This is a genomic window from Kribbella steppae (genome assembly GCF_004342025.1).
In the GTDB taxonomy this organism is placed as follows: domain Bacteria; phylum Actinomycetota; class Actinomycetes; order Propionibacteriales; family Kribbellaceae; genus Kribbella; species Kribbella steppae.
In genome coordinates this window covers 286531-308573 of the sequence record NZ_SLWN01000002.1, presented here as the reverse complement: position 1 = coordinate 308573, position 22043 = coordinate 286531, and the positions used below count along the sequence as shown (strand labels likewise).

At 68.4% G+C, this 22043-nt stretch carries 22 protein-coding genes; 9 read left to right on the top strand and 13 right to left on the bottom strand.

Annotated features, from left to right (window positions below; all coding sequences use genetic code 11):
* Nucleotides 1–4 precede the first annotated feature (4 nt).
* The 10 genes from EV652_RS06305 to EV652_RS06260 all read right to left on the bottom strand — a co-directional run bounded on the left by EV652_RS06305 (nucleotide 5) and on the right by EV652_RS06260 (nucleotide 9061).
* A complete protein-coding gene (locus EV652_RS06305) occupies nucleotides 5–658 on the bottom strand; it encodes a methyltransferase family protein (RefSeq protein WP_132208038.1) in 654 nt (217 codons plus the stop codon).
* 6 nt (nucleotides 659–664) lie between these two features.
* Complete coding sequence (locus tag EV652_RS06300) at nucleotides 665–1579, bottom strand: type II secretion system F family protein (protein ID WP_132208037.1); 915 nt, start codon at nucleotides 1577–1579, stop codon at nucleotides 665–667.
* 1 nt (nucleotide 1580) lies between these two features.
* Nucleotides 1581–3536: a VWA domain-containing protein gene (locus EV652_RS06295; protein ID WP_132208036.1), complete on the bottom strand. Its 1956-nt coding sequence runs from the start codon at nucleotides 3534–3536 to the stop codon at nucleotides 1581–1583.
* Nucleotides 3533–4939, bottom strand: a complete 1407-nt coding sequence (locus tag EV652_RS06290; RefSeq protein ID WP_199238046.1) for a TadA family conjugal transfer-associated ATPase — start codon at nucleotides 4937–4939, stop codon at nucleotides 3533–3535. Before EV652_RS06290 ends, EV652_RS06295 begins: the two co-directional genes overlap by 4 nt.
* Nucleotides 4939–6114 (bottom strand): CpaE/TadZ family protein, encoded by a 1176-nt coding sequence (locus tag EV652_RS06285; protein ID WP_132208034.1) that lies wholly within the window; start codon nucleotides 6112–6114, stop codon nucleotides 4939–4941. The genes EV652_RS06290 and EV652_RS06285 overlap by 1 nt, the downstream gene beginning before the upstream one ends.
* 10 nt (nucleotides 6115–6124) lie before the next feature.
* Complete coding sequence (gene cpaB / locus EV652_RS06280; RefSeq protein WP_132208033.1) at nucleotides 6125–6943, bottom strand: Flp pilus assembly protein CpaB; 819 nt, start codon at nucleotides 6941–6943, stop codon at nucleotides 6125–6127.
* Nucleotides 6944–6968: 25 nt separating this feature from the next.
* A complete protein-coding gene (locus EV652_RS06275) occupies nucleotides 6969–8075 on the bottom strand; it encodes a pilus assembly protein TadG-related protein (RefSeq protein ID WP_132208032.1) in 1107 nt (368 codons plus the stop codon).
* On the bottom strand, nucleotides 8063–8485 hold the full coding sequence (locus tag EV652_RS06270; RefSeq protein ID WP_158441098.1) for a TadE/TadG family type IV pilus assembly protein: 423 nt from the start codon (nucleotides 8483–8485) through the stop codon (nucleotides 8063–8065). The genes EV652_RS06275 and EV652_RS06270 overlap by 13 nt, the downstream gene beginning before the upstream one ends.
* 107 nt (nucleotides 8486–8592) lie before the next feature.
* Nucleotides 8593–8775, bottom strand: a complete 183-nt coding sequence (locus EV652_RS06265; RefSeq protein ID WP_132208030.1) for a Flp family type IVb pilin — start codon at nucleotides 8773–8775, stop codon at nucleotides 8593–8595.
* A 100-nt stretch (nucleotides 8776–8875) separates the two neighbouring features.
* Complete coding sequence (locus tag EV652_RS06260; RefSeq protein WP_132208029.1) at nucleotides 8876–9061, bottom strand: Flp family type IVb pilin; 186 nt, start codon at nucleotides 9059–9061, stop codon at nucleotides 8876–8878.
* Between the two features lie 294 nt (nucleotides 9062–9355).
* On the opposite strand from EV652_RS06260, the gene EV652_RS06255 reads away from it, so the two are divergent.
* The 4 genes from EV652_RS06255 (at nucleotide 9356) to EV652_RS06240 (ending at nucleotide 12091) form a co-directional block, all read left to right on the top strand.
* A complete protein-coding gene (locus tag EV652_RS06255) occupies nucleotides 9356–10072 on the top strand; it encodes a prepilin peptidase (protein ID WP_132208028.1) in 717 nt (238 codons plus the stop codon).
* A gap of 156 nt (nucleotides 10073–10228) precedes the next feature.
* The gene (locus tag EV652_RS06250) at nucleotides 10229–10906 is read left to right on the top strand and encodes a response regulator transcription factor (protein ID WP_132208027.1); all 678 of its coding nucleotides are present in this window, start codon (nucleotides 10229–10231) and stop codon (nucleotides 10904–10906) included.
* A gap of 145 nt (nucleotides 10907–11051) precedes the next feature.
* Complete coding sequence (locus tag EV652_RS06245) at nucleotides 11052–11456, top strand: winged helix-turn-helix transcriptional regulator (RefSeq protein ID WP_132208026.1); 405 nt, start codon at nucleotides 11052–11054, stop codon at nucleotides 11454–11456.
* A gap of 8 nt (nucleotides 11457–11464) precedes the next feature.
* Nucleotides 11465–12091: a DUF2064 domain-containing protein gene (locus tag EV652_RS06240; RefSeq protein ID WP_132208025.1), complete on the top strand. Its 627-nt coding sequence runs from the start codon at nucleotides 11465–11467 to the stop codon at nucleotides 12089–12091.
* Nucleotides 12092–12923: 832 nt separating this feature from the next.
* On the opposite strand, the gene EV652_RS06235 is transcribed toward EV652_RS06240, so the two are convergent.
* The 3 genes from EV652_RS06235 to EV652_RS06225 all read right to left on the bottom strand — a co-directional run bounded on the left by EV652_RS06235 (nucleotide 12924) and on the right by EV652_RS06225 (nucleotide 15852).
* On the bottom strand, nucleotides 12924–13721 hold the full coding sequence (locus EV652_RS06235) for a ferritin family protein (RefSeq protein WP_132208024.1): 798 nt from the start codon (nucleotides 13719–13721) through the stop codon (nucleotides 12924–12926).
* Nucleotides 13722–13779: 58 nt separating this feature from the next.
* On the bottom strand, nucleotides 13780–14346 hold the full coding sequence (locus tag EV652_RS06230; RefSeq protein ID WP_132208023.1) for an NUDIX hydrolase: 567 nt from the start codon (nucleotides 14344–14346) through the stop codon (nucleotides 13780–13782).
* Nucleotides 14347–14550: 204 nt separating this feature from the next.
* The gene (locus EV652_RS06225; RefSeq protein WP_132208022.1) at nucleotides 14551–15852 is read right to left on the bottom strand and encodes a zinc-dependent metalloprotease; all 1302 of its coding nucleotides are present in this window, start codon (nucleotides 15850–15852) and stop codon (nucleotides 14551–14553) included.
* A 477-nt stretch (nucleotides 15853–16329) separates the two neighbouring features.
* On the opposite strand from EV652_RS06225, the gene EV652_RS06220 reads away from it, so the two are divergent.
* Genes EV652_RS06220 through EV652_RS06200 form a run of 5 tightly spaced genes read left to right on the top strand, consistent with a single transcriptional unit; the run spans nucleotide 16330 to nucleotide 22013 of the window.
* A complete protein-coding gene (locus EV652_RS06220) occupies nucleotides 16330–16755 on the top strand; it encodes a molybdenum cofactor biosynthesis protein MoaE (RefSeq protein ID WP_132208021.1) in 426 nt (141 codons plus the stop codon).
* A 30-nt stretch (nucleotides 16756–16785) separates the two neighbouring features.
* Nucleotides 16786–17334, top strand: coding sequence for a hypothetical protein (locus EV652_RS45115; RefSeq protein WP_242001595.1), 549 nt, complete (start codon nucleotides 16786–16788; stop codon nucleotides 17332–17334).
* A complete protein-coding gene (locus EV652_RS06210; protein ID WP_132208020.1) occupies nucleotides 17331–18368 on the top strand; it encodes a YlbL family protein in 1038 nt (345 codons plus the stop codon). Before EV652_RS45115 ends, EV652_RS06210 begins: the two co-directional genes overlap by 4 nt.
* A 43-nt stretch (nucleotides 18369–18411) precedes the next feature.
* A complete protein-coding gene (locus tag EV652_RS06205; RefSeq protein WP_199238044.1) occupies nucleotides 18412–19029 on the top strand; it encodes a PPA1309 family protein in 618 nt (205 codons plus the stop codon).
* Nucleotides 19026–22013 (top strand): UPF0182 family membrane protein, encoded by a 2988-nt coding sequence (locus tag EV652_RS06200; protein WP_132208019.1) that lies wholly within the window; start codon nucleotides 19026–19028, stop codon nucleotides 22011–22013. Before EV652_RS06205 ends, EV652_RS06200 begins: the two co-directional genes overlap by 4 nt.
* Nucleotides 22014–22043 lie beyond the last annotated feature (30 nt).

Sequence of the window (22043 nt, the reverse complement as noted above, 5' to 3'; positions counted from 1 at the left end):
TCAGTCAGAAGACGCCAGGCAACAAGGCGGCAGTCCTGGTGCGATAGGCGGCGTACGTCGGCAATGCCCCGAGCAGGACGTGCTCCTCGCTGCGCGCGCGGTAGACCTGGAGGGCGACGAGGGTGATCCAGACGGCGAAGGCCGTCGTGGTGCCGGCGGTGATGGCGAGCCCGAGGGACGAGACGATTTCGCCGGTGTACAGCGGGTGCCGGACCCAGCGGTAAGGGCCGTGCTCGACGACTTCGCGGGCCTGGGCGAGGACCGACAGGTTCCTGCCCAGGCTGAGGAGCGACCAGACCGCCCAGGACGTGCCGGTGACCAGAAGGACGTTGGCGACCAGCATTCGCCCGGTGGTGACCGTTGCGCTGTTGAGCAAAGGGAAGGCGAACGGGATCAGGGTCGCGGTGATCGCGGCGACGTGTGCAGTGAGCGAGGGGCTGGTAGCTCGGGCGGGTCCGCGGCGCAGATAGGCCCAGATGATCACCGCGTAGAAGGCTGCGACCAGGGCGGTGCCGATCCAACGCAGCGTGCCCGCGAGTCCGTTGCCGTTGGACTGCGTCAGGACGATGGCGTCGACGACCAGCATCATCGTTGCCGCGGGCACCATGATGAGGCGGCCGGCGTCGAGCCGGCGGTGGTCGGGCTTGAGCAGGGTCATGGCGGGCTACTTTCCGAACAGGACCTGGACGATGCTGAGCGCCGCTGGTCCGAGGATGACGATGAACATGGACGGGAACAGGCAGAACACGAGCGGGAAGAGGATCTTGACCGGCACCTTCTGGGCCTTCTCCTCGGCGCGCTGCCGGCGCCGCAACCGCATCTCCTTGGCCTGTTCGCGCAGTACGTCGGCAATCGTGATGCCCAGCTCGCCCGCCTGGACGAGGGCTGACACGAACGATCGCAACTCGGGCACCGTCGTCCGGTCGGTCATCGCGCGCAGCGCCTGAGACCGTGACTTTCCGATCTGGATCTCCTGCAGCACCCTGGAGAACTCCGCGGCCAGCGGGCCGCGGGTGTTGCGGGCGACCTGTGCCAGCGCCGCGTCGAACCCGAGCCCGGCCTCGACGCAGACCGTGAGCAGGTCGAGCGCGTCGGGCAAGGCCCTCTGGATCTTGTCCTGGCGCTTGAGACCGGCGTTGTAGAGCAGGAGGTCGGGGAGGAAGAACCCGGCGGTCGCGGCCACCGCGCCGCCGACGATGAGCAGGCCGATCGTGCGCAGCCCGTACAGTGCGCCGAGGCCGCCGAGGATGAACAGACCGAGACCCTTCGCGGCCAAGATCCGGTCCGGGGTCCACCCCGAGGGGTTGCCGGCCAGGTCGAGCCGGCGCTGCAGCGTCGCACCGATGCCCGCCGGCGACAATCGCATCGCCAGGACTCGTAACCACCCAGGCAGTGCCGCGAACGCATCACGCTTCGGCTCGGCATCGATCGGTGCATGCCGGGTGTAGTGACTGTCGATCGTGGCGAGTGCCCTGGCCACGCCGTCCTCGGCAGGCCGCGCGGCAACGCTGAGCACTGCGAGCACCACGGCGAGACCGAGGGCGGCGAGTCCGCCGATCAAGAGCACGGTTGGGGTCATCTCACGCCTCCACGTTGACCAGGGCTCGGATCCAGAAAGCGCCGGCGATGATCAGCGCGGCACCGCCGGCGATCAGCATCAGGCCGACCGATGTGGTGAACAGCGGGCTCATGTACTGCGGTTTGCTGAACGTCAGCCAGGCACCGAGCACGATCGGCAGACTGACGATGATGACGCCGGACAACCGCCCTTCAGCGCTGATGGCACGGACGTGGCGGCGGGTCTGCGCGCGTTCGCGCATGGTGTCGACCGTGTTCTTCAGAACCTCGGCCAGGTTGCCGCCGACCTCCCGCTGGATCCTGGTGGCCATCACCACCCAGCGCAGGTCCTGGCAGTCCATCCGGTCCGCGACGCGGTTGAGCCCGTCCCCGAGGTCGACTCCGATCCTGGTTTCCGCCAGCGCACGAGAGAACTCACCGGCGGCGGGTTGGGTGCCGTCGCGGACGACGGCGTCGATGGACTGCGCCAGCGAGAACCCTGAGCGGAGCGATCCGACGATCAGCTGCAGCACATCCGGGAGTTGCTCACTGAAGGCCGCGCGACGCCGCCCGATGCGGAAGCTGAGGTACACGTGCTGGACGATCCAACTTCCGACGAGCCCGATCGGCAGACTCAGCAGCGGGCTGAGGCCGAGGAGGATCAATGCGGCCACCAGCGCCGCGCCGCCGCACGCGGTCAGCAACGCCCATTCGGCGGGCTTCCGGTGGACGGCAGCGAGATCGAGCCGGCGGGCAAGACCTTGTTCGGCGCCGCTGGAGCGCAGGGCTTGGCCGACGAATCCGACAGCCGTCCGTGCGGCAGCGCCCTCGGTCTCACTCGTCTGGTCAACCTCCCGACGAGGTCCGTAGTGACTGATCTGCTGGACCAGCCGGCGCGCCGAATCTTCGCGGACACCCTGCCAACGCAGGAGAACCACTGCGAGCAACACCACAAGGAAGACACCGCCGAGCAGCGCGAGGAGCTGCCAGGACCAGAATTTCCGGTCAGCGCCGGCTTGCTGTGCAGTGTTCGGCGGTGCCGGCGAAGCCGTGGCAGGCGCCGTCACCGCGGCGAAGGTCACCGCGGTCTTGGTGCTGACCGAACCGACCGTGACGCGCAGCGTGACGTTACGGCCGGCCAGGGCGTCGGGCACGGTGAGTTCGATGTTCGCGCGTGCGGTGAAGTTGCGCGCCACCGCAGCGAAGGCCGCCGTCAACTCGCCGGCGTTCCCGGCAGCCAGCACCCGGCCGCCGGCGGCCGACGCGATCTTCTGTGCGGCTGACGCGTCACCGCTGCCATACCGGAAGGCGACCACATCGGCCGCGATCCGCTCGGCCGCGAGTTGGCCGGTGACCGACGTGAGGGCAGCCCGGCTGGACGTGTCCACGCCGTCGGACAGCACGACCAACCTCCGCTGGGCCGAGGCGCCGAGCCGCGCGGCATCGAGCGCCGCAACGGCTGCGCGGACAGCGTCGTACAACGCCGTCTCCCCGGTGGCTTGCACGCGAGCCAGCGCAGTGCGCACTGCTGCACGGTTCGTCGTGGGCCTGACGGCCAGTCGAGGTTGGTCGGAGAACGTGAGCAAGCCTGCCTGTACGTCGCTCGGCAGGCTGGCCAGGTAGCTCAGCGCGGCCTGACGAGCGGCCGCGATCCCCGAGCCGGCCATCGAGCCGCTGGTGTCCAGCACGATGATCACCGCGCGCGGCGGGGCCGCCGTGGTCGTCGTGTTGCCGACCGGCGTGACGCGCGCGGGGAGTGCGGTCGTGCCGGCGTGGACGCGCACAGTCTTCGAGTCCAGCTGTCCCGGGACGTTGGAGGTGGTGAGCACGAAGCCGGCATGACCCGGGCTGACGCGCACCGAGTCGATCCGGGCCGACGGGGGGCTGTCCGCGTGGGCGACGTTTGGCAGGATCACCGCCAAGCCCACGAACACGGCACCCAGGACGGCGAGCAGTCGGCTGCGTCGAGAGACCGTCATCGGGCCACCTCCTCCATCCCGAACATCCGCGGCGGCAGGAGGATGCCCCGGTCGGCGAGCCGGTCGAGGAAGCCTGGCCGCAAGCCGGTGGACCGCAGCGTGCCGAGGAACCGGCCGTGCTCGTCGACGCCGGCATGGAAGTCGAAGAGGAACAGGTCCTGGAGGGTGATGACCTCGCCCTCCATGCCGCTCACCTCGGTGATGTGGGTGATCCGGCGGGTGCCGTCCTTGAGCCTGGTCTGGTGCACGATGAGGTCGATCGCCGAGGCCATCTGCTCGCGGATCGCCCGCTGTGGCAGGTCGACGCCGCCCATCAGCACCATCGTCTCGAGGCGGGACAGTGAGTCGCGCGGCGCGTTGGAGTGCACCGTCGTGATGGAGCCGTCGTGGCCGGTGTTCATCGCCTGCAACATGTCCAGCGCGGCGCCGTCGCGGACCTCGCCGATGATGATGCGGTCGGGACGCATCCGCAACGCGTTGCGGACCAGGTCGCGGATCGCGATCTCGCCGCGCGCCTCCACGTTGGACGGCCGGGACTCCAGGCGCAGTACGTGGTCCTGCCGCAACTGCAACTCGGCGGCGTCCTCGATCGTGACGATGCGCTCGTCGTCGGGCAGGAACGAGGACAGCACGTTCAGCGTCGTCGTCTTGCCGGAGCCGGTCCCGCCGCCGATCAGGATGTTCAGCCGGCCACGGACGCACGCGCGCAGCAGTTCGGCCACCGGCGAGGTGAACGTCCCGAAGGAGATCAGGTCGGCGGTGGTGAACGGGTCGGCGGCGAACTTCCGGATCGTCAGCATCGACCCGTCCAGCGCGATCGGCGGGACGACGGCGTTCACGCGGCTACCGTCGGGCAGACGCGCGTCCACCATCGGGCTCGCGTCGTCGACCCGTCGCCCGACCCGGGAAACGATCTTGTCGATGGTCCGGCGCAGGTGACTCTCGTCCGTGAACGCCGCATCGACCCCGACCAGCCGCCCGTCGCGTTCGATGTAGATCTGGTCGTGGCCGTTGACCATGATCTCGGAGACACCGGGGTCACGAAGGTAGGGCTCGAGCGGGCCGTGCCCGAGGATCTCGTCCGCGACCTCCTGGGCGACCCGCGTCCGGTCGGCAGCGGTCATCGGGGTGTCGTCGCGTTGCAGCACTGACTGCAGAGTCTGGGTGACCCGCTGTTCGAGTTCGCTCTGGTCGAGATGGGCGTCGTAGAGCTTGGGGCCCAAGGCCTCCAGCAGGCCCTGGTGCACGCTGCGCTTCACGCCTGCGAAGGGGTCGGCGTTCCGCGCCGCGCGGCGCGGCACGTCAGCGGCCGGCCGCGGGCCGGCTGCGCCGGCGGGCCGGACCGTCTGGGGTTGCTGGTCCCCGAGTGCCTGCCGCTGGGCCAGCCGTTCGGACAGGTTCATCATCGCCTCCCCGCACCACGGCGACCGGCGAAGGCCTTGTGCCGCGCCGGAGCGGGCTGGCTCAGCAGCCGTTCGTGGGCGAACCGGATGATCGCCTGGCTGACCGGATGCGTCGGCGTCGCGATCACGATCGGAGTCCCTTTGTTGATGGAGATCGGGACGTTCCGGCTGGACGGCACCTGGGCGGTGATCGGGCTGCGCACCACCCGGTCGACGTCGTTCGAGGAGAGCCCGACCTTCGAGTCGGAGCGGTTGACCACCACCGAGCGGATGTCCCGCGCGTAGGACAGGAGGTCGAGCATGTCGAGAGCGATCCGCAGGTTCTTGATCGCCGGCGTGTCCGGCGTGGTCAGCAGCACGTGATGGTCGGAGGCATCCATCGCGGTGAGCACGTGCTCGCTGAACTGGGCCGGGGTGTCGACCACGACGAAGTCGTACATCCCGCGCAGTACGGTGAGCAGCTCGCCGACGAGCGCGGGCGGAATCTTCTCCGCGTCGCCCGGCGTGACCGGCGCCAGCAACATGTCCAGTCCAGGCCCGTACGACGTCAGCAGCGAGGCTGCGCCGGTCGTGTCGAGGTGACCGGCCATCGGCAACGCGTCGCTGATGGTGCGCACCGGTTCCAGCTGGACGCAGATCGCCACGTCGCCGAAGGAGAGATCAAGGTCCAGGACGCACACCCGGTGAGCACCGTCCGCGGCCAACGCCGCGGCGAGGTTGATCGCGATGGTGGTCTTGCCGCAGCCGCCCTTGGCGGCGAACACCGTGATCACCTTGCCCTGATGGGCCGGCTCCGGATCCTCGTAGGCACGGACATCGGCCCGCACATGTCCGGACAGCGCACGTGAGCGCTCGCATGCGGCGGCCAACGCCGCGTGGTCGCCGGCGGTGACCACTTCCCGTACGCCGGCTCGCAGCGCATCCGTGAGCATTACGACGTCGACGTACTCGCGCACGAGGATGACGCCGGCGGTCGGCCGCTCCAGGCGCAGCTGCTCGGTGAATCGGAGCGCCTCCTCGGTGTCGGCCTCCGGGCCGACCACGACCAGGTCCTCGGTGGGGTCGTCGGTCAGGGCGCGGAGCGCGGCGCCGAGGTCGTCGGCGGTACGCACGTCGTCGCCGAGGCTCGAGGTCAGTTCACCCGGCCACGGGGCCGGCTGGCAAAGGATGGTCATCGCGGTGTCCTTACTTCGTCTTTGCCGGTGGTGGGAACTGGGGAACGACGTGGTCGTCGGGCTTGACCTGGGCGGACGGGCCGAGCAGTGCCAGGTACGGCAAGCCGGTGTGTGTCAGCAGGATCAGCCGCTCGGCGTCGTCCTGGTTGACGGCGAAGGTCACCAACGTCAGGTCGTTCTGGGCGGAGGCAGCTCCCTGCGACAACGAGGTGTTGGTGGTCTTGGCATCGTCCTGCGGCGTGGCCGGCGCGGCCGGGCCGATCGCGAGCACTCGCACCTTGGGGATCACGACGCGGGTGTTGCCGATTCCTTTGCCGATCTGTTGCTTGTGCTGACCGGTGCAGTTCGGCTGTGCGGTGACATCAGCGTTGCCGCCGGCAACGAGGGTGCCGAACACCGCGACCTCGGACCCGGCCCGCACGTTGCCGGCCACCGCCTCCGGGCTGCAGAGCGTGATGGTGACCGCGACCTTCCCCTCGGGAATCGTCAGCCCGCCGGTGGCCTGCTCCGCGGACACCAGCATCGACTGCAGCAGGAGCTGGCCGGGCCTGAGATCGGCTGAGGTGATCAGGCCGTCCTGGTCCGCGGTGATCTCCGTGATGGCATCGGAGGCCACCGAGGAGGCCGGCAGCGTTTCCTTGCGCAGCGACGATTTGGCCTCGCCGGCCGTGGTTCCGGACGGGATCGCCTTGTCGACCACGAGAACGGTCACCGCCTGCTGCCCTGCCACCGCGCGGGCGTCCGCGCGATTGACGTAGACCAGCACGGCCAGCGTTCCGAGCACTGCCAGCGTCACCGCCAGCACGATGGTGAAGACCCGACGTTTCATTGCTCTCTCTCTTCTGCAGGCAGTACTAGCCGGCGAGCTTGATGGCGGTGGCACCGAAATAGGTGCCGCCACCGACAGTGGTGGTCATCGGCACCAGGGCCTGGGTGAAATGTCCGAAGATGCAGGACGGAGTCGTCTTCCCGTTCGGGCAGTCGGCCTTGGTGAACGGGGCGGGGATCTCGTCCTTGAGCGGGTTCATGTTCACGTAGCCGGTGAGGATGAAGGCGGCCAGTCCGACCAGGTGGTACGACGCTCCGCTGCCGGATCCCGTCGTCGTGTCGAAGATCGGGATGAAGATCGGCGTCTGGTTCGCGACGTACGACGTCAACGCGGCCTGGCACTCCGCGGAGATATTCTTGCCGGGGTCGCTTCCGGTGATGTAACCGCTGTTCGTCAGGTCGACCTGCGCCGTACATCCGCCGACGTCGCTGAGCCAGCCGAACTCACCGGGCCGGCTCAGGCCCGCACACGTCGGTGCGTTCGGCGCGTCCCGGACGAAGATCCTGACATCGGTACCGAACGTCGGGGGAGTGCCGCCGGTGGCCTGGGTCCAGGCGCACAGCGACAGCGTCATCGCGAGCGAGTTCGAGGTCTGGAGGGCCGGGCCCCACATCGCCCGGGCGCAGGCGAGCACGGTGCTGCCCGCGTAGCCCGCGTTGCCGGCCAGCGCGCGGGCGAACACCGGGGGCAACAGCGAGGAGCCGCCCGTGGTCAGGGTGGCGGTGTGTACGTCGACGTAGTTCGTGCCGGACGCCGGTGCGCTCGGGCAGTCGTAGATCGCGCCCGAGGACCCTGGGCAGCCCGGCAGACCTCCCTTGAGGTCGTGGCCGCACACCAGGGTCACCGCGGACACACCGTCCTTGGCGTTGAGATTGGCGTAGGTGGCTGCCGTACCGGGCGTGCAGCTGGTGATGACGCAGGACTTGGCGACCGCGATCGAGCCGGAATCGGCGCCGTTCTGCAACTCGGCGCGCTCCTGGTACAACGTGCCGACGTCGATGGTCAGCGCGGCCATGCCGAGCAGCACGCCGCTCCCGAGCAGCATGCCGATCAGGACGCCGAAGGCACCTCGGTCGTCGCGGCCGAGCAGCCGCATCATGGGCCGGACGAACGGCGGGACTAGGTCTCGCATGGCATGACTCCCTGGGCGGACAACGTCATCTGGCCGCTCAGGCCGGCGCCGCCGAACAGGCTGACGACGTACCCGAGCCCGGGCGTGAACTGGAAGGTGTAGCTGGCTTGGACAACGCCGTTGCTGGCCGGGCCGGCGCCGGTCGGACAGGCCGACAGGATCGCCACTCCGACTGGGCTCAGCCCGGTCGCGGCGGCCTGCGTGCGACTCGGCACGTTCGGCTGCCCCAGGGCGACGAGCCGGGAACCTTCGCGTGCGGCTTGGGTGAGAGTCACCTGCGCGTTGAGCATCCGGCCGAAGTCGACGATGCCCAGCACGATCAGCAGCAGCAGGGGAAGCAGAAGCGCGAACTCGACGGCTGCGGCGCCGTGGTCCGCGCTGCTGCTCCCATGCACCGACGAGGGAAACATGCGGCGTACCCGTGCCGCGGGCCGCATGCGAGGTGCCTGGCCGTGGTGAGTTTCCCCGCCGCGTTTCCCTCGGATCGGATACATGAGTTCTCCCGGTTCAGAAAGGGTCAGAAGCCACCGATGACGCCCGTGTACAAGGCGGCGACCAGGGGGCCGAGGAGGATGACGGCGGGAGCGACGACGATCGCGATCAGCGTCGCCAGCAGGCCGTACTCGATCAGGTTGGCGCCGCGGTCGTCGTGACGCAGCGACGCGGCAACGGCTTTGACGAGCCGCACGAGCTCGAGCATCGGAACCCCCTCGGCAGGAGCGGTGGCGGCCCGGCCGATCCGGCCGGGCCGCACCACCCTCGCGATCGAACTGAGTGGATCGGCAGACCGCTCTCAGCGATCAGAGGTTGCCGGCGACGCCGTTGAACAGGTTGAAGATGGCCGGGCCGAGGATCACCAGGGCGGGAACCACGACGACGGCGATGAGGGCGACCAGCAGGCCGTACTCGACCATGGTCGCGCCACGCTCGTCGCGACGCGTCTGCTTGATGAAGCTCTGTACGTTGGCAAGCAGGTTGTTGAGCATTGCGAACTCCTCAAGGTGTCGGTGAGGTGTGGAACCCCGCCGGATGGATCGAACGGCGACCTGCCGATCGGTACCGAAACCGTGCGGCATCGGCGCGCCGGCCTGGCATCGGTCAACCGGCCGGAACGCGGCGGACGACCGGCCGACAGCACACCGATCGGCCGACACCAGGCGACGTGGCTGCCGGTCGACCGGCCGACACCGTCGGCCGAACAGTCGGCGTCCGCCGCCGGTCGGTCAGTTCTGCGGTAGTGCGGTTCCGCCGCCGCTCAGGGCGCGGTTAGCTTGGCCGGCATGGACATCGCATGGGCAGTGGCCGGGGGTGCGATCGGTTTCGGCGCAGGGATGGCGCTTCGCGGCACGGTGTTCCGGCTGTCGGTGGCCTCCGGCGAGCCCGAGCGGACCGACTGCGCGCGGTGCGTGACGCCGATCAGTGGCCGTGCACACCTCCGGATCCGGTGCACGCACTGTCGTGGCTGGTTCGGGGTGCCGCTCCTGCTCGAGCTCGTCACCGCGGCGGTGCTCGCCCTGCTGCTGTGGCGGTTCGCCGGCCACGCGGACGCGGCGGCGTTCGCCTTCGTCGGTGCGCTGGGCGTGGCCCTCGCGGCGATCGACATCGCCGTCCAACGGTTGCCTGATCGACTGACACTGCTGCTGTACCCGGGGCTGATCGCTCTGTTCGGGCTCGCCACGGTGGTGAACGGTCACCCGGAGAACTTCCTCCGCGCCCTGCTGGGCGGAGTGGCGCTCGGTGGCGGTTACCTGGTCCTGGCGATCGCGAGCCGTGGGCAGCTCGGCGGCGGCGACGTCAAGCTCGCCGGCGGACTGGGCATCGCGCTCGGCTGGCTGGGCTGGCCGACACTGCTCACCGGTGCGGCCCTGGGCTTCGTGCTGATGGCGGTGGTCAGTCTCGTGCTGTTGATCGCCCGCCGGATCACGCTCCAGCACGCCATCAGCTTCGGGCCCTTCATGCTCGGCGGCGCACTGCTCGCGGTCCTCGTCAGTTCCTGACGGAATTTCGTCACCACGCGTTCCAGTAAGTCGAAATAAAGCACCCATTCGAATTCCGTAACACACTGTAGGCGTGTCGCGATCACAGTTACGGCAGGTGACATCGGTCACGCGGCATCTGGGGAGACGCACTACGGAATTCACGGGGGCCAACCCATGCAAAGCCCGATCACCGTCGTTGTCATCGACGGTCACACCCTGACCAGGTACGGACTGTTCCGGCTGGTCAGCGCCGACACCGGCATCACCGTCGTCGGTGAGTGCGGGCTGGCGTCCGAGGCACCGGCCCTCGTCGCGTCCAGCCGTCCCGACGTCGTGGTGCTGGACGTCGCGCTTCCGGACGCCGACGGACTCCAGTTGGCCCGGGAGCTCCGCGATCGCCACGCCGAGCTCGGCATCGTCGTACTCACGGCCCAGGCCGAGGACGACGTACTGTTCCGGGCTCTCGAGACCGGCGTCTCCGCCTTCGTCCACAAGACCGCCCCGAACACCGAAGTACTCGGCGCGATCCGTCATGCCGCGGTGGCGGCAGCCTCCTTCACCGCGACTGGTCTCGCGCACGCACTGGCGCGCCGCGCCCAGGTCGCTGCGGAGCCGGTCGGATTTCCCGCCGGGGGCATGCTGCTCAGCCCGCGCGAGTTCGAGGTGCTGTCCCTGCTGGCCACCGGACTGTCCGTCCCGGCCATCGCGGGCACCATGTTCGTCAGCCTCTCGACGGCCAAGACCTACGTCTCCCGGGTGTACGAGAAGCTGGGCGCCGCCAACCGGGCCAGCGCGATCATGACCGCGATGCGACTGGGCCTGATCAAGCCGGAGCTCAGCGTCATGGCCTAGCGCACAAGCGCCGGCTCGAGGTGTCGAACCGGGCTCAAGCGATCATGACGGCACTCCAACGCGGTCTCATCGCGCCGAAAAGCTGAGGTTCGCCTGCTGGAGAGCTAGTCTCTGCGGGGAAGTTCCCCGCTCTGGGAGAGACAGCGTGCCGACCCGTGATGCAGCTCAGCTGGGGCAGAACCCCGCCCCGACGTACGACGCCTATCTGTCGACCTGTCCGGCCCGGCAGCTGGTCGACCGGATCAGCGACAAGTGGGTGACGCTGGTACTGCCCGCCCTTGCCGACGGTCCGCAGCGCTACTCGGATCTTGCCCGCCGGATCGACGGAGTGAGCCAGAAGATGCTGACGCAGACGCTGCGGACGCTTGAGCGCGACGGGCTGCTGACCCGCCACGTCACCCCGTCGGTACCGGTCCGGGTGGACTACGAACTGACCCCGCTCGGATTGAGCCTGATGCCACTGATCGCGTCCATCAAATCCTGGGCCGAGACCCACATGGACGAGGTCTCCGCCGCCCGCGACGACTACGACTCGGATTCCTCCCGGTGAGCTCCGAGGTGGGTTCTTCCAGCGCTGAGGATCGGCGGGTCGTCGTACTGGTCGTGCCGTCTGCCGGAACCTGGGCACCGCCGGGTCGCTCATCCGACGCCTGGCGTCTGGCGCTCGCTGAGGACACCTACGAAGTACTGGCCGCGCTGGACCGAGTCGACGTGGCCGTGGCCGTTGCAGGTGGGGACGACGCGGCTGTGGCCGAGGTGGGCGCTCTCACCTGGCCCGGGACACCTGTGTACGCCGTCGACGCCGCAAGGCCGGTGCTGGACGCGGTGGCTCTGGCTGGGCCGGCGGCAGCGGTGGTGGCCGTCAGCCACGACGTACCCGACCTGCCGGGACTTCTGATCGGCAAGCTCTTCCGTGCACTCAGCAGCGCGGACGTCGCGGTGACCCCGGCCGAGGACGGCACTTTCGCGGCGATCGGCGTCAACATCCCCACGGCCGAGTGGGTTGTTGCTGCGGGCCCGACCTTTGACACTCTTTTGTCCGAGCTCGAATCGCTCAAGCCCCGCCGGCATGCCGTTGCCGTCGGCCCTGGTTGGCACCGTCTGCGATCGGCCGCTGACATAGCGCGACTGGATCCCGGGCTCGAAGGCTGGGACGCGACCAGATCCATACTTCGTCACTCCTGAGCCGTCACCTTCTTCCCAGTCGCTCGTTCAATCAGGCAGCGGGGAACTTCTGGGGGAGGTTCACGCCGTCTCCGTACTGGGGTCGATGCCGTTCAGGGGCGGTACCCGACACCAGCGGGGACGCGGGGATCACGGGGCAGCGGTGACAGTAATAAGCAGTGAGTGAGGGATTCACGGGGACAGCCGGAGGGCACACGGGGATTGCAACAACCCGCTGCCGTCGACGGGGGACGGCAGTGCGACGAGGGACAGCACGGGTACACGAGGACAGTCGTACAACGGGGAACCGCCGGAATCGCAGTACAACGGGGATCGCAGTGCAACGGGGATCGCAGTGCAACGGGGGGATTCACCGGGGAGCAGCACAACGGGGATTCACCGGGATCGCAGTGCAACGGGGAAGCAGCACGGGGATTGCAGGACAACGGGGAAGTAGCGGGACAGCAGCACGGGGAATCACGGGGATTGCAGTACTGCGGGGGCTCTCCGGGGGGCACAGGGCGACGAGGGTTCCACCGGATCGCGGTGCGAGGGGAGCAGCGGGACAGCAGCACGGGGAATCACGGGGGATCGCAGTACAGCGGGGAACCACGGGGGGATCGCAGCAGCACGGCGGGGGATTCACGGGGGATTGCAGTGCGAGGCAACTAGCGGGGATTGCAGTGAGAAGGGGCTCCAAGGAGGCCCGTTTGGTGGCGTGCGGGTCGGTCTAGCCGGCCGGCCCGCAGCCACCTGCCTCAACTCCTCACCGCGGAGGCCATCTCGCATGGTGCTCCAGAGACACTCCGTCGAGTGGTCTCGGTCGGCTGGAGCGTGGCGCGCGTGACGGCGTTCAGGCGGGGATGACGCCGTACTTGACGAGTTCTTTCTCGACGAGGTGGAGGCCTTGCTGGCCGGGGAGCGCATCGATCTTGGCATCGATTCTGCGGGCTTCGGCCAGGCCCTGCTCGCCGCCGTACAAATAGGTGAGCATGTGCTTCACCTCGTCCGGCGGCATGATCGTCGAGCCGACGATGCCCCACGCCTTCGACAGCGCGAACCGGGCGATCTTCTGCGCCTTCTTGCTGCGCAGCATCCGGTCCCGCGCCTGGCTGTTGTAGAACGCGACGTGCCGCGTCTCCTGCTTGGCGATCCGCTTCAGGATCTCCGTGAGTACTGGATTGCTCTCGGCCTGGATCAGCCGCGTGTACGCCGAATGCGCGCACCACTCGTTGATCGCGCCCCACGCCATGTGCGTGGCGATGAAGTCCTCGCCGATGATGTTCGCCAGCAGCGACTGCCGGATCGGCGCCAGCCGGTCGCGCCAGCCGAGCCGGGAACGCACCGCGCGGGTGTGCTCGGGCCCGGTCGGAATGCTGTGCCGCTCGAGTACCTCGTCCAGCACCTCACCGTGCCAGTACTCCTCGAGGTTCCACATCGTCAGGAACACGGTGACCTCAGGATCGGCGTGCGAGGGCGTGACAAGCAGGTCGCGCAGGTAACAGACCGTGTGGGTCTCCACGTCGCTCATGTAGCTGAGGCAGCGGAGCGCGTCGTCGGACAGCGGCCGGGTCTCGAACGAGGACATGTCGAGGTCGTCCCAGCGGATGCGGGTCGAAGTCTGGGCGTAGTGATCGATGTCGAAGCTCACGGAGATCCTTCGGCACACAAAGGCGACCGGATGGCCGCGATCAGTTGCTAGCCGTCGATCACCCTCGGGTGTCTCTACCCGGGACGAGCGCAAGGCGCTGGCGGGCCCTGCTCACCAGATCCTCGACCGTGTGGTCCACGCCTTCCGGAAGTGCGTCGATTGCGAACCATGCGAGATCGTGCGACTCCTCGCTGACGACGAAGTCAGTCGTCTCCGTGGCAGTGACCAGGAACTGAACATCCAGATGGAACGCACCAGCACACCCACCGGCCAACAGTTGATGCCGCGAGAGCTGCAACGGACTGGGATCGATCGACAGCCCAGTCAGCCCGGACTCCTCCGTAGCTTCCCGCAGAGCCGCATCGGCCAGCGTCGTGTCACCGGCCTCGCAGTGCCCGCCGAGCTGCAGCCACTGCCCGACAACCTTGTGCAGCGTCAACAGCACCTGGTTCCCGGGCGCATCCACCACCAGAGCGCTGGACGTCACATGCTCCGGCCGGCAACTGCGCCACATCCCATCCGGCCGCTCAGCCAGATGCCGCAGATAGTGCGCCCGCAACTCCCCCTGCGCCCCATCAGGCGCAGTCCAGCCTTCCAACGTGCCTACCGCATCCCCAAGAAGCATCCCGCCAGTCTCTCCCACCACCTCAAGAGACCGTCCGGCGCCGTACGACGTCCGTGCTCAGGAGTGCGTCCGGCACCGTCCGACGTCCGTGCTCAGGAGTGCGTCCGGGACCGTACGACGTTCGTGCGCAGGAGTGCGTCCGGGACCGTACGGCGTTCCGCGGCAAGACGCAGGTTGGAGCGCCGTACGGGTGTGCGGCGACGACTACTTGGGGGTGTCCGGGTTGTTGCCCTGGTCGCCTTCCTGGGTGCCTTCGTCGGGCAGGAAGTCGGTGATGTCGATGTCGGCCAGTTCGCCGGCGTGCTGGGCGAAGCCGATGGGGTCGTCCAGGTCGGACGTGCTCGGCAGGAGATCCGGGTGCGACCAGAGTTCGTCGCGGCCATCCACACCACGTGCGTCACGTACGGCGGCCCACAGATTGGCAGCGTCACGCAGTCGCCGCGGCCGGAGCTGCAGCCCGACCAGCGTGGCGAACGTCTGCTCCGCCGGACCACCCGCGGCCCGACGCCGTCGTACCGTCTCCGCCAGCTGAACCGCCGCCGGCATCCGGTCCTTCGTCGCCTGCCGTACGACGTCGTCCACCCATCCCTCGACCAACGCGAGCGCGGTCTCCAGCCGGACCAGAGCCGCCTTCTGCTGCTCGGAGTCCTCCGGCTCGAAGAGTCCGCCCGCGAGCGCCTCCTGCATGGCCTCCGGGTTCTGCGGATCGATGCCCGCCATCGCCTCCTCGATCTTGCCGGTGTCGACCTCGATGCCCGCGGCATAGTCCGCCACTGCGGCGAGCACGTGCTGCCGGAGCCATGGGACCCCGGCGTACAGCCGCTGGTGAGCGACTTCGCGCAGCGCGAGATACAGCCGCACGTCTTCGTCGGCCAGCCCCAGCCCTTCGGCGAACTTCGCGACATTGTCCGGAAGTAGCACCGCCTGCCCGGTCGGTCCGAGCGGCAGTCCGATGTCGGACGAGCTCACGACCTCGCCGGCCAGCTCACCCAGCCCTTGACCGACCTGTGCACCGAAGATGGAACCACCCAGCTGCCGCAGCATGCCCGCCATCGGCCCCGCCAACTGCTGAGCCTCGGCCGGCAGCGCGTTGCCCATCGCGCCAGCGACGTGCTCGGCGACCGGGTCTACGATCGTCTGCCAGACCGGCAGCGTGTTCTCCACCCACTCCGCACGGCTCCAGGCCGCGGACGAGGTGGAAGCCTCCGGCAGCGTGGTTGCCTCGTCCAACCAGTGCTCGGCCAGCCGGACCGCGTCCGCCACCCGGTCCGAGTCGGTCGGCGTGATGGACCGGTCCCCGCCCGCGGAGACGGTCTTGCGGGCGATGTCCTTGGCCAGATCCCAGTTCACCGGCTTACCGTCGCCGGAACCGCTGAGCAGCTGCTGGACCTGGGCGAAGATCGCGTTCAGGTCGGGAGCGCCGCCCGCGCCGGCCGCACCGGAGAACTGCTGGAACATGGCCTCGAACGGAGTTCCCTTGAACGGGTTGTCCGGTTCGTCGCTCATCGGAGTGGGCCTTCCTGTGCGGGTGGGGCGTACAACTCCAACGTACTGGTTCCACCCTCCAGTTCCTCCCCCGGCGAACGCATTACCCCTCCACTTCGCCCCTGGCAGACCCCTGACTTTCCCCCGACAACCCCATCACCACAGCCCGCCAACCCTGGAGTCGCGGGCGAGGAGCTGCGGGGCCTGGCGGGTGGGAGTTGTGAAGCGGTAGGGCGTGCGGGAGCAACAGGTCAGGGGATTGTGCTGGGTACGCCGGAGCCGGGAGCGACGGACGGGTTCTGCGGGGTGAGGCGGTGGCGGGAGCAGCAGGTGAAGAGCTGGGCGGCGCTGGCAGTTGCGGGCAGAGGAGCTGTGACGGCGGAGCGTTGGGAGGACGGGGTGGGAGGGGGTGGTGAGGGCTGGTGAGGGAGAATTGAGGGGGTGAGGGTTGGTTCGTGGTAGGTGTGTGGGGTGGATTCCCGGCGGGAGTGAGGGACGATGAGCGACGCGATCAGGCTGCTGGACATCCGTGAGGGTGTGCTGTCCAGTGACGAGGTGCTGGCCGCTGTTGCCGACGCGAGCGCCGGTGGGACCGCTGTCTTCATCGGTACTGTGCGCAACCACGACCACGAGAAGCCGGTCGATCGGCTGAGCTACGAGGCTCACCCGGATGCGCTGGAGCACCTGCGGAAGGTTGCGCTGCGTGTCTGTGACGACCCCGCTGTGACCGCGCTGGCCGCCGTACACCGCACCGGGGACCTCAAGATCGGCGACGCCGCCGTGATCGTGGCCGTGGCCGCGTCGCACCGCGATGTCGCGTTCGCCGCCTGCCGGAGGCTGATCGACGATCTCAAGGCCGAGGTTCCGATTTGGAAACACCAGCACTTCACCGACGGTCCTAGCGAGTGGGTCGGCGCTCACTGACACGTACTCTGGGCGCATGAAGGTGGCCGGATGAAGGTTTTGGCGTGGCTGGCGTTCCCGCTGGTCGCGACGCTGCTGGCGATGTGCTGGGCGGCGTGGCGCGGGCGGAGCCGTGGTCCGCGCCGGTCCGGTGGTGCCTTCGCATCGGTCGAGGACTTCCGCCGGTTCAACGAGGCACTCGCCGCGCCGGGACCACGGGCAACCCCGGAACGACGCCGTAGTCTCCGCCGCCGTACCCCCAAGAACTCAGCAGCCGACAATCCCAGCACCGGCGAGTCCGCCGGCAGATCCGAGTCGGCCACGAACCCCACCTCACCCGACCCCCAGGGCTCCATCCGTAACCCGAACTCCGCCGCCAAGCCCCGTTCCACTGGTACGGCGACCGATGCCGGGACCGGTACGGCGAGAAATGCCGGGCGTACCGGTGTGGTGAGTGGTGCGGGGAGGGCCGGTTTCGGTGACGGCGGGACGGTTTGGGGCGCTGGAGCGTTGGAGTCAGCGGGGACGCTCGCCGTTACCAGGAAGCTCGGTCCGGCCGAGACGTTCGGTTCCACCAAGATCGCAGGGCAGGGTTCGTGACACGTCGTACCGCCACGCTGGTCGCTTCGATCGTCGTGCTCGTCATCTCGCTCGGGCTGGTCACCGCCTTCCCGGTGCCGTTCGTCTCGTTCAGCCCGGGGCCGGTGAAGGACACCCTCGGCGAGACGAAGGGCAAGCCGGTCATCGAGATCTCCGGGCACGAGACGTTCCAGACCTCCGGCCGGCTCGACCTGACCACCGTGTCGGTCACCTCGCCGGAGCGTGAACTCACCCTGCCGCAGGCGATGCGCAACTGGCTCGACCCGCACCACGATCTGTTCCCGCGCGACATCATCTATCCGCCGGAGCAGAGCGCTGATGAGGTCGAGGAGCAGAACACGGCGGAGATGACCGGCTCGCAGGACAGCGCGATCGCGGCCGCTCTGCAGGCGGCGAAGGTGCCGTTCCACGCGAAGGTCTCGACGGTGGGGAAGGACACCCCGGCCGACGGCAAGCTCAAGCCGGGTGACGTCGTCCTCGCGGTCGACGGTGTGACGGTGTCGCAGGTCCCGCAGGTCGGCGACCTCGTCCGCAAGCACAAGGTGGGCGAGGACGTGATCTTCCTGATCCGCCGCGACGGCGCCGAGCAGACCGTGCAGCTGAAGACCGCGGCCACGCCGGGCGAGGCCACCCGCCCGATGGTCGGTATCACCATCGGGATCGAGTCGCCGGTGAAAGTGACGGTCAACCTCGGCCAGGACATCGGCGGCCCGAGTGCCGGTACGGCGTTCGCGCTGGCCATCTACGACAAGCTGACACCGGGCGCGTTGCTTGAGGGCAAGCATGTTGCCGGCACCGGGACGATCGACGCACTCGGCCAGGTCGGCGCGATCGGCGGGATCCAGCAGAAGATCGCGGGCGCCAAGGAGGACGGCGCCACCGTCTTCCTGGTTCCCGGACCGAACTGCGAGGCTGCACTGCACGCGGGCGTGAAGGACATCCAACTGGTGAAGATCACCACCCTGAGCGAGGCGATCAGCGCTCTCAGCGCGATCGCCAGCGGAACCGGAGCTGTCCCGACATGTACGCGATGAGCAACCTGAACGTATCGGCCGGCCGAAGGGGAGAGCTGACGGCATGGATTCCGTAGGCACTCTGCCTCCCGACGCGCTCAGTCGCGCGGTGGTCGAGATCGAGAAGCACGTGAGCAGCGCGGGCTGGGACCAGCCCGCGCAGCTGTTCGCGCTGGTCCCCACCGAAGAACTGCTCCGCGCCGAACCGCAACTGGCCGCCGAGCTCGGCGCCGAGGACGCGTCCCAGCCGCTGACTCCGGTCGCCCAGGGTGAACTGCCGGGCGCTCTCGAGGACGAGCACCTGGCCGATGCACTGGGCCGGATCGAGTGGCCGGACGGCGTCAGCGGCTGTGCACTCGCGATCGAGCGAGTCGTCCTGCCGGCCTCGGCCGAAGCGGGCCTGTCCAGCGCCGAGTCCGACGCCGAGCTGGCCCGGATGGCCGGCAGCGATCCACGCCGCCACGAGGTCCGGATGGTCGCCGCGGTCCTGCGGGAAGGCGACCGGTTCGGTGCCGTCCGGCTGCGGTCGCACGACCAGGACAGCGCCGTGCTGACCGGCGCAGACTTGGTCCCCACGCTGTGCGAAGTACTGTCTTTGACATTCGAACCTTCGGTCGGCAGCCGGCCAGGCGAAGGTCCTGGGGTCGACGGCATGAATGACGACGAGGAGAACCGATCATGAGCGACGGCGTCTACGACATGCCGGAGGAGCCGCGGAGGACGCGGCGAACGTCTGGAGGACGGCCCCGGGCACTGCTGCCCACGATCGCCACGCTGATCGTCCTGCTCATCCTGTTCAGTGTCTTCACCGACGTCTGGACGCAGCGGCTGTGGTACCGCTCGGTCGACCTCGGTTCCGTGTTCAGCACGGTGCTCGGGACCCGGGTACTGCTGTTCTTCGTGGTCGGCCTGCTGATGGCGGCGGCCGTGGTCGCGAACATCGTCATCGCCTTCCGGACCCGGCCGCGGGTCGCCCTCGCGCCGTCGCCGAGCCCAGGCTTCGAGCGGTACGGCGACCTGCTGCAGCAGCGCGGGAAGATCGCCGTCGGCGTGATCGCGACTCTGATGCTGGTGTTCGGCGGCTCGGCCGCGTCGGGGGAGTGGAAGGTCTTCCTCGCCTGGCGGAACCGGACCCCGTTCGGCGTCACCGACAAGCACTTCAACAAGGACATCGCGTTCTTCGTCTTCGACTACCCGTGGCTGCGCGTCCTGCTCGGCTTCGGCTACTCGATCGTGCTGCTGTCGCTGGTCGCGGCGATCATCACCCACTATCTGTACGGCGGCTTCCGCCCGTCCGCGAAGGGGCAGAAGGCTTCCGGCGCGGCGCAGGTGCAGTTCTCCGTGCTGCTCGGCCTGCTGGTCCTGCTGAAGGCGTTCAGCTACTGGCTGGATCGCTACGGACTGACGACCTCGGACAGTCGGCTGTTCACCGGTATCTCCTATACAGGTGACAACGCGGTCCTGCCCAGCAAGGAAATCCTGGCGGTCATCGCGGTGCTGTGTGCCGGGTTGTTCTTCGCCAATGTCGTACGCCGGACGTGGCTGCTGCCGGGTGTGGGCACTGTCGTACTGATCCTCTCGGCGATCCTGCTCGGCGCATTGTGGCCGGCGGCTTTGCAGCAGTTGCGCGTCCGGCCGAGCGAGCCGGTGCGTGAGGCGCCGTACATCAGCAAGAACATCGAGGCGACGCGCCAGGCGTATGGCCTGGAGGGCACCGAGGTCATCAACTACCAGGCGAAGGCGACGGCGACCCCGAGCGATCTGGCCGGAGACGCCGAGGTCTTGCCGGGTATTCGGCTGATCGACCCGAGTGTGGTCGGGCCGACGTTCGAGCAGTTGCAGCAGGTGCGTGGCTTCTACTCGTTCCCCACCGACCTCGACGTCGACCGGTACAAGGTCGGCAACAAGGTCAACGACACGGTGATCGCGGTCCGCGAGGTGCAGGTCGACCGGTTGCCGGCCGGCCAGCGCAACTGGAACAACGACCACACCGTTTACACCCACGGCTACGGCGTCGTCGCCGCGAACGGCAACCAGCGGGCCGCCGACGGAACGCCGGTGTGGTCGGAGAAGGACCTGCCGCCGACCGGTCAGCTCGGTAAGTACGAACCGCGGATCTACTTCGGCGAGCAGTCCCCGGACTACTCGATCGTCGGCGGGCCGGAGGGTGGTCAGGCGGTCGAGCTCGACACGCCGGAGGGTACGAACGGCGGCGACCCGACGCTGAACACCTACGCCGGCAAGGGCGGCGTCCCGGTCGGCACGTTCTTCAACCGGCTGCTCTACGCCACCAAGTTCCGCGACGCGAACATCCTGCTGTCCAGCCGGGTGAACCCCGATTCGAAGATCCTCTACGACCGCAGCCCGCGCGAGCGAGTCGAGAAGGCCGCGCCGTGGCTGACCCCGGACGGCGACCCGTACCCGGCCATCGTCGACGGCCAGGTCGTCTGGATCGTCGACGGCTACACCACCTCGGCGAACTACCCGTACTCCGAGAAGGTCGCCCTGGACGACAGCACCCGGGACACCACGACCGGCCGCGGCACCATCGCGCAGCAGCCGAGCGAGGAGATCAACTACATCCGCAACTCGGTCAAGGCCGTCGTCAATGCGTTCGACGGTTCGGTCGAGCTGTACGCCTGGGACGAGAGTGACCCGGTGCTGAAGACGTGGATGAAGGCATTCCCGGACACGGTCAAGCCGCGCTCGGACATCTCGCCCGCGCTGATGTCCCACCTGCGGTACCCGGAGGACATGTTCAAGGTTCAGCGTGACCTGCTGGCCAAGTACCACGTCCAGGACTCGACCACCTGGTACCAGAACAGCGACCTGTGGCGCGTCCCGGCGGACCCGACCGCGGTGACCGCCGGCGCCGACTCGTCGGTTCAGAACAACCAGCCTCCCTTCTACCTTTCGCTGCGGATGCCCGATCAGACCGAGCCGAAGTTCTCGCTCACCTCGGTGTACGTGCCGAACGCAGAACGGGAGAACCTGACCGCGTTCATGGCCGTCGATGCCGAGGCGACATCGCCGGACTACGGCAAGTTCCGGATCCTCCGATTGCCCGGCAACGTGCAGATCCCGGGTCCCGGACAAGTCTTCAACAAGTTCCAGACCGACGACGGGATCAGAACCGCGCTGCTCCCGATCAACCAGCCGACCAGCGGCGCTAGAGCACAGTTCGGCAACCTGCTGACGCTGCCACTCGGCGGTGGCCTGCTCTACGTCCAACCCGTGTACTCGGTGCGGACGAGTGGACCCGGTAGTTATCCGGTGCTGCGCTACGTCCTGGTCTCGTTCGGCGAGCGGGTCGCCTTCGGCAGCACGCTGCAGGAGGCGCTGACCAGGGTGTTCAACACCACCGTCAGCACCGGTGAACCGACGCCCAACCAGCCGACGACGCCGAACACACCGTCGACCAACCAGACGGTCAAACAGGCGCTGGCGCAGGCGCAGACAGCCTATGAGGCGGCCCAGACTGCGCTGAGGGCCGGCAACCTCGCGGAATACCAGAAACAGGTCAACCTGATGAAGGCGGCTATCGACCGAGCCGTCACGGCGGGAGCCGCGGTCACGCCGAGCACGCCGCCTCCCAGTGGTACGCCGACAACGACGCCATCCACGCCGGCACCATCGGGTCCACCGACCCCCTCGCCGACAGGCTGACCGAGCGGCTGCTCACCCGAGGCGGCGACA

Excerpts from the sequence above, each read along its gene's own strand:
- EV652_RS06255 (WP_132208028.1), top strand. The coding sequence starts at position 9,356 with ATGGACATCGCATGGGCAGTGGCCGGGGGTGCGATCGGTTTCGGCGCA.
- EV652_RS06250 (WP_132208027.1), top strand. The coding sequence starts at position 10,229 with ATGCAAAGCCCGATCACCGTCGTTGTCATCGACGGTCACACCCTGACC.
- cpaB (WP_132208033.1), bottom strand. The coding sequence starts at position 6,943 with ATGAAACGTCGGGTCTTCACCATCGTGCTGGCGGTGACGCTGGCAGTG.
- EV652_RS06200 (WP_132208019.1), top strand. The coding sequence starts at position 19,026 with ATGAGCGACGGCGTCTACGACATGCCGGAGGAGCCGCGGAGGACGCGG.
- EV652_RS06230 (WP_132208023.1), bottom strand. The coding sequence starts at position 14,346 with ATGCTTCTTGGGGATGCGGTAGGCACGTTGGAAGGCTGGACTGCGCCT.
- EV652_RS06260 (WP_132208029.1), bottom strand. The coding sequence starts at position 9,061 with ATGCTCAACAACCTGCTTGCCAACGTACAGAGCTTCATCAAGCAGACG.
- EV652_RS45115 (WP_242001595.1), top strand. The coding sequence starts at position 16,786 with ATGAAGGTTTTGGCGTGGCTGGCGTTCCCGCTGGTCGCGACGCTGCTG.
- EV652_RS06225 (WP_132208022.1), bottom strand. The coding sequence starts at position 15,852 with ATGAGCGACGAACCGGACAACCCGTTCAAGGGAACTCCGTTCGAGGCC.
- EV652_RS06220 (WP_132208021.1), top strand. The coding sequence starts at position 16,330 with ATGAGCGACGCGATCAGGCTGCTGGACATCCGTGAGGGTGTGCTGTCC.
- EV652_RS06300 (WP_132208037.1), bottom strand. The coding sequence starts at position 1,579 with ATGACCCCAACCGTGCTCTTGATCGGCGGACTCGCCGCCCTCGGTCTC.
- EV652_RS06270 (WP_158441098.1), bottom strand. The coding sequence starts at position 8,485 with ATGTTTCCCTCGTCGGTGCATGGGAGCAGCAGCGCGGACCACGGCGCC.
- EV652_RS06285 (WP_132208034.1), bottom strand. The coding sequence starts at position 6,114 with ATGACCATCCTTTGCCAGCCGGCCCCGTGGCCGGGTGAACTGACCTCG.
- EV652_RS06265 (WP_132208030.1), bottom strand. The coding sequence starts at position 8,775 with ATGCTCGAGCTCGTGCGGCTCGTCAAAGCCGTTGCCGCGTCGCTGCGT.
- EV652_RS06205 (WP_199238044.1), top strand. The coding sequence starts at position 18,412 with ATGGATTCCGTAGGCACTCTGCCTCCCGACGCGCTCAGTCGCGCGGTG.
- EV652_RS06295 (WP_132208036.1), bottom strand. The coding sequence starts at position 3,536 with ATGACGGTCTCTCGACGCAGCCGACTGCTCGCCGTCCTGGGTGCCGTG.
- EV652_RS06290 (WP_199238046.1), bottom strand. The coding sequence starts at position 4,939 with ATGAACCTGTCCGAACGGCTGGCCCAGCGGCAGGCACTCGGGGACCAG.
- EV652_RS06305 (WP_132208038.1), bottom strand. The coding sequence starts at position 658 with ATGACCCTGCTCAAGCCCGACCACCGCCGGCTCGACGCCGGCCGCCTC.
- EV652_RS06275 (WP_132208032.1), bottom strand. The coding sequence starts at position 8,075 with ATGCGAGACCTAGTCCCGCCGTTCGTCCGGCCCATGATGCGGCTGCTC.